15 protein-coding genes and 1 riboswitch are annotated in these 15,326 nt (G+C 36.8%); of the genes, 13 read left to right on the forward strand and 2 right to left on the reverse strand.

The window, feature by feature from the left end:
- Positions 1-172 precede the first annotated feature (172 nt).
- Both MWJ95_RS02760 and MWJ95_RS02765 read left to right on the forward strand, forming a co-directional pair.
- The gene (locus tag MWJ95_RS02760) at positions 173-496 is read left to right on the forward strand and encodes a YnfA family protein (protein ID WP_249072145.1); all 324 of its coding nucleotides are present in this window, start codon (positions 173-175) and stop codon (positions 494-496) included.
- 229 nt (positions 497-725) lie between these two features.
- On the forward strand, positions 726-1,139 hold the full coding sequence (locus tag MWJ95_RS02765) for a GNAT family N-acetyltransferase (RefSeq protein WP_249104518.1): 414 nt from the start codon (positions 726-728) through the stop codon (positions 1,137-1,139).
- A 68-nt stretch (positions 1,140-1,207) separates the two neighbouring features.
- On the opposite strand, the gene MWJ95_RS02770 is transcribed toward MWJ95_RS02765, so the two are convergent.
- Positions 1,208-1,966 (reverse strand): class I SAM-dependent methyltransferase, encoded by a 759-nt coding sequence (locus MWJ95_RS02770; protein WP_249072148.1) that lies wholly within the window; start codon positions 1,964-1,966, stop codon positions 1,208-1,210.
- Between the two features lie 188 nt (positions 1,967-2,154).
- Between MWJ95_RS02770 and MWJ95_RS02775 the strand changes: the two genes are divergently transcribed.
- From MWJ95_RS02775 to MWJ95_RS02825, 11 genes are all read left to right on the forward strand, one after another.
- Complete coding sequence (locus MWJ95_RS02775) at positions 2,155-3,213, forward strand: alpha/beta fold hydrolase (protein WP_249104075.1); 1,059 nt, start codon at positions 2,155-2,157, stop codon at positions 3,211-3,213.
- A 325-nt stretch (positions 3,214-3,538) separates the two neighbouring features.
- A complete protein-coding gene (locus tag MWJ95_RS02780) occupies positions 3,539-5,698 on the forward strand; it encodes an alkaline phosphatase PhoX (RefSeq protein WP_249104079.1) in 2,160 nt (719 codons plus the stop codon).
- Positions 5,699-5,806: 108 nt separating this feature from the next.
- Positions 5,807-5,853, forward strand: a riboswitch (PreQ1 riboswitch).
- A gap of 128 nt (positions 5,854-5,981) precedes the next feature.
- Positions 5,982-6,641, forward strand: a complete 660-nt coding sequence (gene queC, locus MWJ95_RS02785; protein WP_249072553.1) for a 7-cyano-7-deazaguanine synthase QueC — start codon at positions 5,982-5,984, stop codon at positions 6,639-6,641.
- Positions 6,642-6,644: 3 nt separating this feature from the next.
- On the forward strand, positions 6,645-7,118 hold the full coding sequence (queD, locus tag MWJ95_RS02790) for a 6-carboxytetrahydropterin synthase QueD (RefSeq protein WP_249072154.1): 474 nt from the start codon (positions 6,645-6,647) through the stop codon (positions 7,116-7,118).
- Positions 7,111-7,839, forward strand: coding sequence for a 7-carboxy-7-deazaguanine synthase QueE (gene queE, locus MWJ95_RS02795; RefSeq protein ID WP_249104081.1), 729 nt, complete (start codon positions 7,111-7,113; stop codon positions 7,837-7,839). Before queD ends, queE begins: the two co-directional genes overlap by 8 nt.
- Before the next feature lie 351 nt (positions 7,840-8,190).
- A complete protein-coding gene (locus MWJ95_RS02800) occupies positions 8,191-8,694 on the forward strand; it encodes a hypothetical protein (protein ID WP_249072159.1) in 504 nt (167 codons plus the stop codon).
- Complete coding sequence (bioW, locus tag MWJ95_RS02805) at positions 8,675-9,406, forward strand: 6-carboxyhexanoate--CoA ligase (RefSeq protein WP_249072161.1); 732 nt, start codon at positions 8,675-8,677, stop codon at positions 9,404-9,406. The genes MWJ95_RS02800 and bioW overlap by 20 nt, the downstream gene beginning before the upstream one ends.
- A gap of 2 nt (positions 9,407-9,408) precedes the next feature.
- Positions 9,409-10,581, forward strand: a complete 1,173-nt coding sequence (bioF, locus tag MWJ95_RS02810) for an 8-amino-7-oxononanoate synthase (protein ID WP_249104084.1) — start codon at positions 9,409-9,411, stop codon at positions 10,579-10,581.
- 709 nt (positions 10,582-11,290) lie between these two features.
- A complete protein-coding gene (gene ytaF, locus MWJ95_RS02815; protein ID WP_249104087.1) occupies positions 11,291-11,923 on the forward strand; it encodes a sporulation membrane protein YtaF in 633 nt (210 codons plus the stop codon).
- A gap of 111 nt (positions 11,924-12,034) precedes the next feature.
- Entirely contained in the window at positions 12,035-12,679 is a 645-nt protein-coding gene (locus MWJ95_RS02820; RefSeq protein ID WP_249104088.1) for a helix-turn-helix domain-containing protein, read from the forward strand.
- 30 nt (positions 12,680-12,709) lie between these two features.
- Entirely contained in the window at positions 12,710-13,639 is a 930-nt protein-coding gene (locus MWJ95_RS02825; RefSeq protein WP_249072169.1) for an LCP family protein, read from the forward strand.
- A gap of 191 nt (positions 13,640-13,830) precedes the next feature.
- Here MWJ95_RS02825 and nhaC read toward each other — a convergent pair whose 3' ends face one another.
- Positions 13,831-15,213, reverse strand: coding sequence for a Na+/H+ antiporter NhaC (nhaC, locus tag MWJ95_RS02830; protein ID WP_249104091.1), 1,383 nt, complete (start codon positions 15,211-15,213; stop codon positions 13,831-13,833).
- Positions 15,214-15,326 lie beyond the last annotated feature (113 nt).

Genomic DNA, 15,326 nt, shown 5'->3' on the forward strand with positions numbered 1-15,326 from the left:
ATAATAGTGATATTTACTTTTAATATTTCTCATTTCTTCGTTTACAGTAACCACCTCTTTTATATGGTTACAAAGGAGAAAAGCGAAATTTTTTGATTTCAATAATGATAACATCCTTTTAGGTATAATAGAGTGACATTTCTTTTAAACATATATAGAAAGAGTGAAAAAAATGATTGGTGCAATATTATTATTTATCCTCGCAGGTATTGGCGAAATTGGAGGCGGCTATTTAATTTGGCTTTGGTTAAGAGATGGTAAACCCTTTTATTGGGGAATAATGGGTGGGATTGCGTTGGCTTTGTATGGAGTTGTCGCTACTTTTCAATCCTTCCCAACCTTCGGAAGAGTCTACGCTGCCTATGGAGGGGTCTTTATTGTCCTTTCTATTTTGTGGGGCTGGGGAATTGACGGAGAAAAGCCAGACGTCTTGGATTGGGTTGGCGCATGCATTTGTTTGATTGGTGTTATGGTGATTCTATTACCTCGTTCATGAGTGGGAGAAAAGTTGAATTTAAAAAAGAGCTCCCTAAAACAGTAGTAGGAAAAATCCTAACAAGAACTTTAGTTGAAGAGGAACAATTACAAAGATGAAGGACTTTTAGAAATTGAAGCGAATAGCTATAGATAGGCTAAAAATGTTTGGAGGTCATCATTTTGCTACTTTATTGTTGATATCTATCATCTACCTAAAATTGAATAGATAATTTAGGAGCTGATAGATGATGAGATACAAAAATACGCTTGATGGAATTACTTCTGATATGTTGAATGGCTTTTTTGTTGATTGGCCGAATCCACCAAATCCGCAAACTCACTTAAAACTGCTAACTAACAGCAGTAAAGTGGTCATTGCTTTAGATGATCATACGAAGCAAGTAGTTGGATTTATAACAGCGATTAGCGACGGAGTTCTATCTGCCTACATTCCGTTTCTTGAAGTATTGCCAGCGTATAAAAATAAAGGAATCGGCAAGGAATTAGTCAAACAAATATTACAAGAGCTTGATGATATTTACATGGTTGATTTGTGTTGTGACGATGACATAGTTCCTTATTATGAGGAATTTGGGATGATAAAATCTAACGGCATGCTCGTCAGAAATTACGCAATGCAGTCTGGAATTTCAAACAAATAAATAGAATGAAAAACGCTTGGCTAATTTCCAAGCGTTTTTCTGTCCAAAAAATTTTTTCATGATGATTGTCATTTTTTTAAAGCAACAAAACGTAGTCTACAATAATCCGCAACCCATTGATGATTTTGATATAATTTTGGTTTTAATAATTCTTCACATTTTACATAAATTTGTTCTTTTTCAGATTCTGATAAATGTTGAAGCATATTATGACTGAACATCTCTAACCAATTCCTTAGTCCATCCTCACCCTGAAGCGGTGTTGGGCGCTCATAGAGTGTAATCATTTCAACTGTAAATCCAGCGCTTTCCAACTTCGACTGATATTCTTCTAAAGTTGGAAAATACCACGGGAAATAGTCTTCAATATAAGGTAGTTTATATGCCTCCATACTTTTTTGAAGGGCCCAAACAATAGAAGCAATATTACCGTGTCCACCCATTTCAGCGACGAATCGGCCACCTTGCTTAAGTGCGTTGTAAATATTTTGAATGACTTCATCAGGCTGTTTCATCCAATGTAACGCTGCGTTTGAAAAGACTGCATCGAATTGATTTGTCATATGAAGCGCTGTTGCGTCCATTGTTTGAAATGTAATGTTTGGGTATTTTTGCTGTGCAGTGATAATCATATCATGGGAAGCATCAATCCCTTGAACATGGGTACCATGAGCAGCAATTTCATGAGCTAAATCACCAGTGCCACAGCCTACATCTAAAATCCCTTCATTTTTTTGTGGTGCAAGCAAATCCACTAAGCTGCCTCCAAATTTTGAAACAAAGTCATGCTTTTGATCATATAATTGGGCATTCCATTTTGTTGTCATTGTCCCTCATCTCCTTTGTTTGAGCATAACAGAGAGTTTAATCGAACAGAAATGCGTAAAATGATCAGTTTTGATTCCGAATTGGAATATATGGTGGGGTGTCCGTTTAACATTTGTTTTGGTGAACGTAGGTTTTTTAGTTTAGTCATAATTAGATTATATGACTATGCCGTGAGGAGAGGAATAGAATGCAAAGGAGTATACCTAAAATAATCAAGTTTAGTTTGATAATTGCTTTGTTTATTGTTTTACTTTGGGTGTTTTTCCCTACATGGACACCACACATTAAGGGGGAGCATAGCATAAGTACGATGGAACAAGTTGAAATTAATGGAGCAGAACATGAAATTATGATTCGAGGAGTAGATGCAAGCAATCCAATACTAATTTTTGTTCATGGTGGCCCAGCTTGCTCCGAAATTCCCTACGTAAGGAAATATCAAAAAGACCTTGAAAAGCAATTTACCATTGTACATTATGATCAGCGTGGCAGTGGAAAATCCTATCACTTTTTTGAAGACTATTCAAACCTAACCACTGACTTGTTGGTTGAGGATTTGCTGGCATTAACTGATTATATTTCGGAGAAGTTTAACCAAGAAAAGGTTTTATTAATCGGGCATTCATTTGGTACTTATATTGGAATGCGAGCTGTCGCTGAAGCACCCGAGAAATATTATGCATATATAGGTATTGGGCAAGTAGCCAATACGGTTCAAAGTGAGTTGGATAGTTTAGAATTTATAATGGAACAGGCCAAACTAGAAGGAAATTTGGATGATGTGGAAAGATTAAAGCTTCTTCAACGATCGATAGAACAGGGAGAAGAACATACACCGAGAAATCTTGTACGTAAATATGGAGGTGCGACGAGACTTATTAATGATAATAGGGATTATCAAAGAGGATTTCTTTTAAATACTGAATATAACGGGCTGGATGTCATTCGTTATCTAAGAGGGATTAATATTACACAAGAAAATTTATTGAACGAAGAGGCACAACATAATATTCCGGATATTGTAAAGAAGGTGGATCTACCAGTTTATTTTGTAATGGGGAAATTTGACTATATGACGTCTGTTAATGCTGCAAAAAATTATTTTGATAAACTGGAAGCACCTATAAAAGAGTTTATAATATTTGAAGAATCAGCTCATTATCCGCAGTTCGAAGAGAAAGAGAAATTTACTGAATGGTTAAATAAAACCTTCAATGAGCTTCAAAATGGAGCATTTGAATCTTGATATCGACTTTCAAGAACAATCTTTGCAAACCTCACTTACAACCATAACGGTGAATCATATCATAAATAAATGAGGTATTTTCTCGAAAAACAGCACCATCCCATTACGTGTGGATGGTGCTGTTTTTGGCAGGCGATATTATAAATTTGAACAATACTCAGTTTCATTCCGCCTTTCTTCATTATCTGGTTATTCTATTATGAAATGTAAAAAAGCTGTTTGGTATATCAATGTTTATAAATTATAAACATAAAATCAACAGTAAATTAACATTCACATAGTTTAATAGAACTGTACAAAAGGAATCTACTAGGGGGGTTATTAGATGATAAAAAACACACTTGTGAAAAAAGGCGCTACTGTAGCACTTGCTCTAGCTATTGCAGTTCCAGAATTATCACTGACAGCGGTGAATGCTCAGGAAAATATAACAATAGAAGCTGTTAAATTCAATGGAATGAAAGCACCATCTACTATTGAAGAAATGGTAAAAACGTATACAACCGCAACAGTTGATGTGAAATATAACAATGGAAAAGTAAAATCATTTCCGTTGTCATACAACTACTTGTTTAAATCGGAAGATAAAGTAGCAACTGTTAAAGGTGAAAAAATCCCTGCAGGTACACCTATTGATGTAAAAGGAAATCCAATTAAGGATCCAAGCAGTACAGATGGAAAATACTTTGTTTCTGATGCTCCGGATTCAAACAGCCTAATGCTCCCGATTAATGGAAAGCTTTATTTGGTTACACATTATGAATATCAAACCATAGATGCTGCCGGTAATTCAGCATACGGAGTAGTTCCTGCCTCTATGTCTTTAACGGAGTTGAAACAAGACAAAAAAACAGGTGAATTGAAACCTGTAAAAGTAGAAAAAATTGATTTTTCAGCAGTGAATGGACTTTGGATTCCATGTAACGGATCATTATCTCCTTGGAATACACATTTAGGGTCTGAAGAGTATGAACCAGATGCACGACTTTTCTTAGATCCAATTTCAAATGTAAGAAGTCAAGTTGAAACATTCTCTCAATTCTATTTTGGAGATAAAGCAAAGGCTAATCCTTATTTCTATGGGTACACTCCTGAAATTACAATAGAAAAGAACGGGAAAACATCAGTTGTCAAGCATTATAGTACAGGACGCTTCTCTCATGAGTTAGCGAAAGTCATGCCTGATAACAAAACTGTTTTTTATGGGGATGATGGCAGTAATACAGGGATGTTTATGTATGTGGCCGACAAAGAAAAAGATTTATCATCAGGTACATTATATGCAGCCAAATTTAAACAAACTGGTACGGAAAACGGTGGTTCAGGGAATTTACAATGGATTAATTTAGGACATGCAACTGATAAAGAAGTGAAAAGTATTATTGATAGCGGTATTACCTTCAACGATATTTTTGAAACTTCAGATGAGCCTAAAGAAGGTTTTACAGCAATTAAAACATACTCAAATGAAGGCAAAGTTGAGTATTTAAAACTTAAACCTGGCAAAGAAAAAGCGGCAGCCTTCCTAGAAACTCGTCGTTATGCTGCTATTCTCGGTGCGACTACTGAATTTAACAAAATGGAAGGTTTAGCACTAAACGAAAAGGATAAAAAAGTATATATCGCAATTTCCGATCAAAGTAAGGCTATGGAAAAAGATTCAACGGGAAAAGATCCAGCCGACCATATACAATTACCAAAAATTAAAGCTGGTGTAACTTATCAATTAGATTTACAAGATGGTCAAAAGGATAGCGAAGGAAAGATTATTAATAGCTCTTATGTAGCCCTATTAATGTCTGGATTAGTTGTTGGGGAAGATTTAAAAGAAGCTGATGCATTTGGAAACACTGCAAATGTAGAAAAAGTAGCCAATCCGGATAACTTAAGTTACTCTGAATCAATGAGAACACTCTTTATTGGTGAAGATAGTGGAGCTCACACAAATAACTACGTTTGGGCATATAATGTTGATACGAAAAAATTAGATCGTGTCTTATCTGTTCCAGCAGGAGCGGAAGCAACTGGTTTATTTGCTGCTGATGACCGCAATGGATTCCCCTACATTTTCAGTAATTTCCAGCATCCTGGTGATGAAGTAGAGGCTAAGGCAATTACAGCTGTTAATAAAGATGAATTACTTAAGGCTGTTGACGAACAAATTGGTATAAATAAAACAGGTGGCATTGGTTATATTTCTGGCCTGCCTTCTTTAACAAATATGCCAGATTTCACTACATCTGATGGTCTTAAAGTAGATAAAGTAACAGCAAAATCTAAGTCAGTTACAGGTACAGCTGAAAAAAATGCTACGGTACAAGTTTATAAAGAGAAAACATTATTAGGGGAAGGAAAAGCAAATTCAAAGGGGAAGTTCACTGTGAAGATTAAAGCTCAAAAAGCAGGCACAAGCTTAACTGTTGAGGCTAAAGACAAGGTTGGACACAAAATTGAATCAACGGTCGTAGAAGTTGTTTCTAAATAACAGTGTCTTTTTCAGAGACACATATATGGGGAGTTTTTATAAAAAATCAATTTGACATTTTGTACTATTCTTTTATATTATATTGAAGAATAGAATGCCCGGACTCGAACGGGAGAGGTTCATAGCTGATACCCTCTATAAAAAACTATGGAAACATGACAATAGGCCATGTCCATATCGGACGTGGCTTTTTTATATGTTTTTACTTATGTTTTAATAGAAATTGGTGATGCCTCTCTTGAAAAGTGTTGGGAAACATTTTACAAGGAGGTTTTTTTACGTGATGAAGCAGGAAAAAGCAATTGTTGTATTTAGTGGAGGTCAGGACAGTACAACCTGTTTGTTTTGGGCAAAAGAACATTTTAAAGAGGTTGAGGCAGTTACGTTTAATTATGGTCAAAGGCATCGTCTTGAAATTGAATGTGCAAAAGAAATAGCAGCGGAGCTCGGTGTTAAGCATCACATTCTTGATATGTCACTACTGAATCAGCTTGCTCCAAATGCATTAACACGACAAGATATAAAGGTAGAAGACGGAGAAAATGGTGAGCTTCCATCGACGTTTGTACCTGGTCGAAATCTTCTCTTTCTTTCATTTGCTGGCGTTTTAGCGAGCCAAGTAGGAGCTAAGCATATTGTAACGGGTGTTTGTGAAACGGATTTTAGCGGATATCCGGATTGCCGAGATGTTTTTATTAAATCCTTGAATGTAACGTTAAATTTATCAATGGATGATTCCTTTGTGATTGATACACCGTTGATGTGGCTGAATAAGGCACAAACATGGGAGCTTGCTGATCAGTTTGGGGCACTTGAATTTGTTCGGGAAAGAACGTTGACTTGCTATAACGGTGTAATAGCAGATGGCTGTGGGGAATGCCCAGCATGTAAACTGCGAAAAAGAGGGCTTGATGAATATTTGAGTTACAGGAAGGAGTCTTAAAATATGTCAGATTTCGTAATCGTCGAGAAGCTCCAAAAAATAGATGAAGATATTCAAAGAAATCAATTGAACTATCATGCAAAGCGAGTTCTCGTAAGTAAAGAATTTACCTTCGATGCTGCTCATCATTTACATCATTATGAGGGGAAATGTAAAAACCTGCACGGTCATACGTATCGCGTAGTTTTAGGACTGAGTGGATACACAGATGAACGCGGTTTAATGATTGATTTTGGCGATATAAAAGAAATATGGAAAGAAAAAATTGAGATTCATTTGGATCACCGTTATTTGAATGAAACGCTTCCACCGATGAATACGACGGCAGAGAATATTGTTGTTTGGATTTACGAAAAGTTGGCGGAGGCCTTGCTTGATACACAAACATATAACGGTGCGCGTGTAGAGTTTATTAGGCTATATGAAACGCCCACAAGCTATGCAGAAGCGAGACGGGAGTGGATGGAAGTTGAGTAAGATCCCTGTTATCGAGATTTTTGGACCAACGATTCAGGGTGAGGGCATGGTAGTTGGCCAAAAGACAATGTTTGTGAGAACTGCCGGCTGTGATTATTCGTGTTCTTGGTGTGATTCGTCGTTTACGTGGGATGGCAGCGGGAAGCATCTTATTGTCCAAATGACAGCGGAAGAGATTTGGTCTGAGTTAAAACGTCTAGGAGGCAATGGCTTTTCATTTGTCACGATTTCAGGTGGGAATCCTGCACTCATTCGAAATTTGGAAGAGCTCATTGCAATTTTAAAAGAAAACGATATAAAGATCGCGATGGAAACCCAGGGAAGCAGATGGCAAAAATGGATGTATGACATTGATGAACTAACAATTTCACCAAAGCCACCTAGTTCTGGAATGGCCACAGACTTTTCGGTACTCTCTGATATCATCGAAAAACTTATAAATCGAAACAGTAATCACCATATGTCCCTCAAAATAGTCGTTTTTAATCAAGAGGATTACGATTATGCTAAACAAATTCACCATCGATATCCAATGATACCTTTGTATCTCCAAGTCGGTAATGATGATGTCACAACGACTGACAATTCACGATTAATCGTACATTTATTAGATAAGTATCATGCGCTGATTGATAGAGTGATAAAAGATGAAGAATTAAGAGATGTCAAAGTACTTCCTCAGCTGCATGCTCTTGTTTGGGGGAATAAAAGAGGAGTATAGTGTGCCATTACAAACAAAGAATATGCTCATAACTTTGGGCGGTATGAAAGTATAGGCTAATTTGGCCTATACTTTTTTCGTGCGCCCAGCATGGATGTAATCTTTTCCTAGCAAGTGCAAAGGTGTTCGTGGCGATACGGAAATGAAGAAAGCATGCGATAGTAGGCTAGATATAAAATTTGATGAATGTGCCAAGCAACACAAAAGTTTTTCTGTTAAAGGTCAAAGGTTGTTGCTGTATTTTCATAAATAGTAAAAAATCCTACCATTTTATCTACTTTCGAATCTGTATTTGTGTTAACTTATAATTAATTAAAGTTAACACAAGTGCAGAAAAATAGGAGGAAGAAAATGATTCGTAAGTTTTCTACTTATGATCTTGCCCAGATCTCATTGCTAGCTTGTCTGATTATCGTTTCTGGCATGTTTAAAATTCCAATAGGTATTCCTGGGTCTGAATTTCAATTATCAGCACCCATTGCAGTTGCGATTGCAGCAGTTTTCGGATTTAAGCGATATTTCCTTGCCGGGATCATTGCAAGTTTAATGTTATTTTTACTAGGTATACACTCAATCTTAAATGTGGAAATCTCATTAATTTTTCGATTGACTGTAGGTCTACTCATTGTTTTATTGGGGACGTCCATTCCAGTACTTGTTTTGGCAGGCCCAATTGGAACAACGATTGCTAGATTTGGTTTGGCTTTTACGTTAGGGACTCCATTTTTGCCGTTATTAATTTTGGCTATTCCAGGCATGGTAATCACAGCTGTTAGTGTTTATCCCATAACGAAAATATTACATACAATTAATAGGAAAGTAGCAGGTAATAATCATGTTAAAAGCGTGTTATAGCATTCGAATGCGTGCGGCTGAAAGATGCCATGAACTAGGAGAAAAGCATATCTCTGGAGGTGAAAGGATAGGTAGCAAATCACAAATAGAGCCAATTGTAAAACAGTTACTGAACAAAGCAAGTAATCATTCACGTGGAGATGCAGACTTTATTCAAATTACCGTTGAAAAAATTGCGCGTGATCAGATTGAGTATATACCACCCTTAGAAATTACGTCAGTTGAGGCGGCTTCAATCGAAATGGCCCATCATGAAGCAAGAAAGATACTAACATCATTAGGTGTTTCGGAACATGCACTGAATGTTGCTTTTCATCAACTTAGTAGTCATCAAAATCTCCGTGGGGCCATTATCCTAAATAGTAAAACGGGCTTACGTCTTGACGATCGGGGACAAAAGGGTGTTCGTGTATCACGAATCGATTGGCGAGACGCTAATGAGGAACTTAATGAGCGTGTTCGTGAGGCATTGGCTCTGGCGTCGAAAGTGGCAAATTCCCCCTATACAATTGCTGAATTATGTTGGTCTGACGATCCTGATTACGTGACTGGATATGTAAGTAATCGTGACATTGGTTATGTCAGAATTACACCGTTAAAAAGGGAAGGCTGTGAAAGCGGTGGACGGATTTATTTTGTGTCAGATGAAGTTGAACTAGAATCTTTTATAGACTATTTAGAAAGTGTACCGGTTCTTATTAGGAGGGATTAAAAATGGATCATTGGTTTCAACGGGAACTACAATTAATAGAAGAGAAAGGATTGACCAGGAAGTTACGTTCGTTTTCAAATGGAAATGAGTGTGAGGTCATCGTAAATGGTGAGAAATTCCTGCTTTTTTCATCTAATAACTATTTAGGCCTTGCAACAGATTTTCGGTTGAGAAAAAAAGCAGCTGAAGGTATTAATAAATACGGTACAGGAGCTGGTGGTTCGAGATTAACTACCGGAAATTTTGACATTCATGAACAACTTGAAGCTGAAATTGCGGATTTTAAAAAAACGGAAGCTGCTATTGTTTTTAGCAGTGGTTATTTAGCGAACATTGGAGTGATTTCGAGTGTGATGAAGGCAGGGGATTTTATATTTTCTGATGCCTGGAATCATGCGAGTATTATCGATGGTTGTCGACTTAGTCGAGCAAAAACAATTGTGTATGAACATGCGGATATGGTGGATTTAGAGTATAAATTGAGGCAATCACGTGGAGATGGAAAGAAGTTAATTGTGACGGATGGCGTCTTTAGTATGGATGGTGATATTGCTCCACTACCCGAAATAGTTGCGTTAGCAAAGAAATACAATGCTTACATCATGATTGATGATGCGCATGTGACAGGTGTCTTAGGAAGTGATGGTCGTGGTACTGCTGATTATTTTGGATTGAAAGAGGAGATCGATTTTACAGTAGGCACATTGAGTAAAGCGATTGGTGCAGAGGGAGGCTTTGTGGCGACGTCTTCAATAGCGAAAAACTATTTACTGAATAACGCTAGATCATTTATTTTCCAAACTGGTTTATCTCCAAGCGCGATTGAAGCAGCACGAGAAGGGCTTTCCATTATTCAAAATGAACCCGAACGAAGGGAACAATTATTAAATAATGCAATGTATTTACGTTTGAAATTGGAGGAATCCGGTTTTGTAGTTAGGAAAGGAGAAACGCCAATTATTTCTCTTCATATTGGTGATTCCCATGAAGCTATGCAGTTTTCTGAGAAACTAATGGAAGAAGGAGTCTTTATACCAGCAATTCGGCCACCAACCGTGCCAAAAGGGTCAAGCCGATTGCGGATAACAGTGATGGCCACACATACAATAGAACAGCTCAATACAGTCATATATAAAATTAAAAAAATTGGAAAAGAGATGGGTATTATAGTATAAGTTAATAAGATTTATTAAAAGACTAATTAAATTGTTGATTTAATTCACATTTTGATTAGTCTTTTAACTTTCTTTCCACGAATTAGGGGGATCTATCCATGAATATTGACTATCTATCCACGAAATAGAGCGGTCAATCCATCGACTTTGACTTCAATCCACGAATTTGAGTGTTCTATCCATGAATATTGACTATCTAACCACGAAATAGAGCGTTTTATCCATGAATATTGACTTTCTAACCACGAAATAGAGGGCTATCCATGAATATTGACTATCTAACCACGAAATAGAGCGTTTTATCCATGAATAATGACTTTCTATCCAAAGAATTAGAGCGGTCAATCCATCGACTTTGACTTCTATCCACGAATTTGAGTGTTCTATCCATGAATATTGACTATCTAACCACGAAATAGAGCGTTTTATCCATGAATATTGACTTACTATCCAAAGAATTAGAGCGGTTAATCCATCGACTTTGACTTCTATCCACGAATTTGAGTGTTCTATCCATGAATATTGACTATCTATCCACGATTTAGAGCGGTCTATCCATTCATCTCGACTGTCTATTCAAGACTTTGACCGAGCAGTATTTCATGGTGTTACTAAGCAGTGTTGATTTTTTGTCAACATTTTTTAGACAATTAGGCACCATTTGTCAACATAAATAATATGCTATAGAAAAAATAAGGGAAGTGGTTGAATGAATTGGTTGATGATCGTTGCTTTTACTTTTTCATCTAGCATTGATAATTTGGGTGTCGGACTGTCTTACGGGATTCGGAAGATAAATGTTCGATTTGATAAAAATATATTAATCTCGATTATTTGTTTTCTAATGAGTATGGGAGGCATCTCATTTGGCGTTTGGCTCTCTAAAATTCTTCCAGGTATGCTTCCTGTGATAATTGGAGCGTTATTATTATTTATCATCGGAATTCGGATTATCCTTTTGGCTAAACCTCGGAAACAAGAAATTTCAACAGAGGAGAGTAACTATGAGATTCAGTCAAATACTGTTCAGGATATTTTAAGAAATCCTGAGGAAGCTCAGTTTAATAAGTCTGGAGAAATTGGATGGGGAGAAGCTGTACTACTTGGCATCGCTTTATCAGCGAATGCACTTACGAATGGGGTAGGTGCAGGTTTACTCGGTCTTTCCCCGCTTGTCATCTCAATATCTGCTGCAATTGGGAGTTTTATTACTGTTTGGTTAGGGGTTCTGTTAGGAAGTAAAGTAGCAGATGTCCGAATCGGTTCATTTACTCTAGGACAATTTGGAACAATTATTAGCGGAGTTATTTTGTTAATAGTCGCTTTTGGCGCATTCTTCTGACTTAGTTGTTGACAAAATGTCAACGGAATTATACACTTTTTGAGAATGGTAATTTCATATTAGACAATTGCGTTACGTCACGTTATTCACGGAAAGAAGGGAGAATCGAAAATGGCTGAACAGATAAATAGTAATACTCTTGGTTCATTGCTGAGGGAGTTATTGAAAGAGCGTTCATTATCTATGCGGAAGTTTAGTGAACAAACTGGAATCGACACAGCTACGATCTCACGCATCATTAATGGAAAGAGAAAAGCGACACCACAACATTTAGAAAAATTTGCCGACTGTCTTGAGGTTCCTTTAATCAATCTTTTTGAAGCAGCAGGATACCAAATTGAACAGAGACAAGAAGAGTCAGATTCAGATATCCATACGTCTGTTGATGCAATACAAGCTTTTCTCAAGTCTTCGAAAGTTTATGATGATGAATTTTCAGTGGCAAATGTTGAACAGAAACTAGAAAGCTATGGACTCTATGCGCAAACAGAGGAAGGTAAAAATTCGATACTAAAGGATTTTGATGAAAAAATTAAGAGTGTAGGTAGCATTGGTCCATTTATAAGCAAATTAAAAGAGTTGTATGCTAAATTTGCCTCTGGGAAAGGGACACTTTTTGAACTAACAATAATCGGAAGCGCATTATTATATTTTATTATCCCAGTAGATGTAATACCGGATTATTTATTTCCTATTGGTTATTTAGACGATGCAATAGCTGTACAACTAACTTCAAAGGCATTATTAAAAAATTAACTTAAACTTAAGTGATAGGTGGATTTATTTATGAGAAGAAGCAAAAAGAGCCGTAAATGGCTAAGAAATTTGTTCTTAGCATTTGCAATAATACTCGTAGCAGGGATTATTTATTCGGTGTATCAATACAATAGCGGATTGGCTATGGCAGAAGATAGTCACTTGAAAGATAGCGAGAATGCATTTGACCCATTTGAAGGTGCGGATGTGCAATTTGGTCAGATTAATGTACTGTTAATGGGAAGTGACGCTAGAGACGAGGATGGTCGATCAGATACTTTAATGATTGCGCACTACGATCAAACGACAAATAAGGTAAAACTGATTTCTATTATGAGGGATACGTATGTCGACATCCCGGATCATGGAATGGATAAAATAAATGCTGCATTTGCTATTGGAGGTCCTGAACTTGTAAGGAAAACAATTAAGCAAAATTTCGATATCGATGTTAATTACTATGCTCTAGTGGATTTTAAAGGATTCCCTAAAATTATAGATCTTTTAGCACCAGATGGGATAGAGGTTGATATTCCTTATGAAATGTCACATGGAATTGGTATGACATTACATCCCGGAGAACAAACTTTACACGGAAATGAGTTATTAGGCTATGTACGTTTCCGCCACGATCGTTTAAGTGATTTTGGGCGAGTGGAACGCCAGCAAGAGGTTTTGACTAAGGTGAAAGAACAAATCGGTGTTTCAAGCTTCATGAATTTGCCGAAAATACTGGGCGTTGTAGATTCCTATGTGGATACAAACGTTGATAATAAAACAATCCTTACAATTGGAAAAGGGATTGTCAATGGAAAATCTAACAGTATGGACACTTTACGAATTCCTACCGCAGATTCTTATGAAGATAAACGCGTGGACGTTGGGGAAGTCTTGGATATTGACTTAGATAAGAACAAACAGGCGATAGAAGAGTTTTTATCCGCAAAGGAAAATGACTAAAACAGATTAAGTTTTACGTAAGAAGACAGGATAAAATTAGAGTATGTTTTGAACCATTCCTTCAAAACATACTCTTTTTATTATTTTGCATTGATACATAGTCTCCTGATAATGGTAAGTTATTTTCAAAGCAACGCTGGCTCATCAACGTCACAAAAAAAGGTAGCTGATATATTCATCAGCTACTAATTTTATTTTTCAAGCTTTGTTAATGTTTTACCACTCCAACCAAAGATGATTGTCAAAATGGGTCCGAGAAGACAGAAGAAGGTAAATGGCAGGTAAGACGTTGTCGGGATATCTAGCACACTAGCAATGAACATACCACACACACTCCACGGAACAAGAGGATTGACTACAGTACCTGCATCCTCCATCACACGGGATAGATTTTTGGGGGCAAGTCCAACCTTAGCAAATTGTGCTTTAAATGCTTCACCAGTTAATAAGATGGATAAATATTGCTCCCCAATTAATGTGTTGATACCAATTCCTGTAATAGCGGCTCCTGTAATAACTGAGCCAGCGCTCTTAAAGAAGCTCTCAACTTTCCCTAAAATACTTTGAATAATGCCGAGTGTAAATAATAGACCGCCCATTGTTAAGGCTAATAAGACTAAAGCAATGGTAAAGAACATATTGTTCATACCACCACGAGTCAGTAATGCATCTATGTCTTTAAATCCAGTACTAGATACATAGCCTTCAAAAAGAATTTTAAAGACATTCGATAGAGCAATTGGTTCTTGTATGTAGGCAAGACCAACGCCAATAACTGAGACTACTGCGAGTGTGATAAGTGCAGGTGCTTTATAAAAAGTCATAATAACAAGAACAACAATTGGCAATAATGTATACCAATGAATAAGTCCAGTTGACAGTAATCCCTCTTTAAATTGCTCAACAGTTTCAAATGAAGTATTTGCTTCTGTTGGCGAAATAATTGCATAAAGAACGAATGAGATAACGAAAGCTGGAATTGTTGTCCAACCCATATTTTTAATATGCTCGAACAGATCTACACCAACTGTACCAGATGCCAGATTTGTTGTATCTGATAGGGGAGACATTTTATCACCAAAGAAAGCTCCGGAAACAATCGCACCAGCGGTTATAGCTAAAGAAATATCCATTGCACCAGCGATCCCCATAAACGCAACGCCCACTGTCGCAACAGTAGTTAAAGAACTACCAACTGAAACACCAACGATACTGCAAATCAAAAATACGATTGCAAAGAAAAAGCTTGGAGAAACTGTTAAAAAGCCATAGTAGATAAGTGTTGGAATTGTACCACCCATAATCCAACTCGAAATTAAAATACCAATAAAGAAGAAAATAAAAACGGCTCCAAGTCCAGCACTTGCACCAGCGATCATACCAGCTTCTAGCTCACGAAACGGAACTTTTTTTAGTAATCCATAAGCAAGCAAAAGTGAAATAATTAGAAAAATAGGTATATGGGGTGTCGCCTTTAAATACCAAATACTTAATGCCATCATGGCGATAATTAAAAGTATGATAAAGCTTGCCTCGATAAATCGAGGGTTACTCTTTGCTTCAATTCGAAACATGCTAATCCTCCTAGTATTCCTAGTAGGACTTCTCCGCTTCAATGCGGTGAAGCCCAAAAGTATTATAGCACGCAAATAAATTTTGTCAATTGACTGATAAATGTTGTCAATGA

Origin of the sequence: Lysinibacillus sp. Bpr_S20, assembly GCF_023337835.1 — a bacterium.
GTDB lineage: Bacteria > Bacillota > Bacilli > Bacillales_A > Planococcaceae > Lysinibacillus.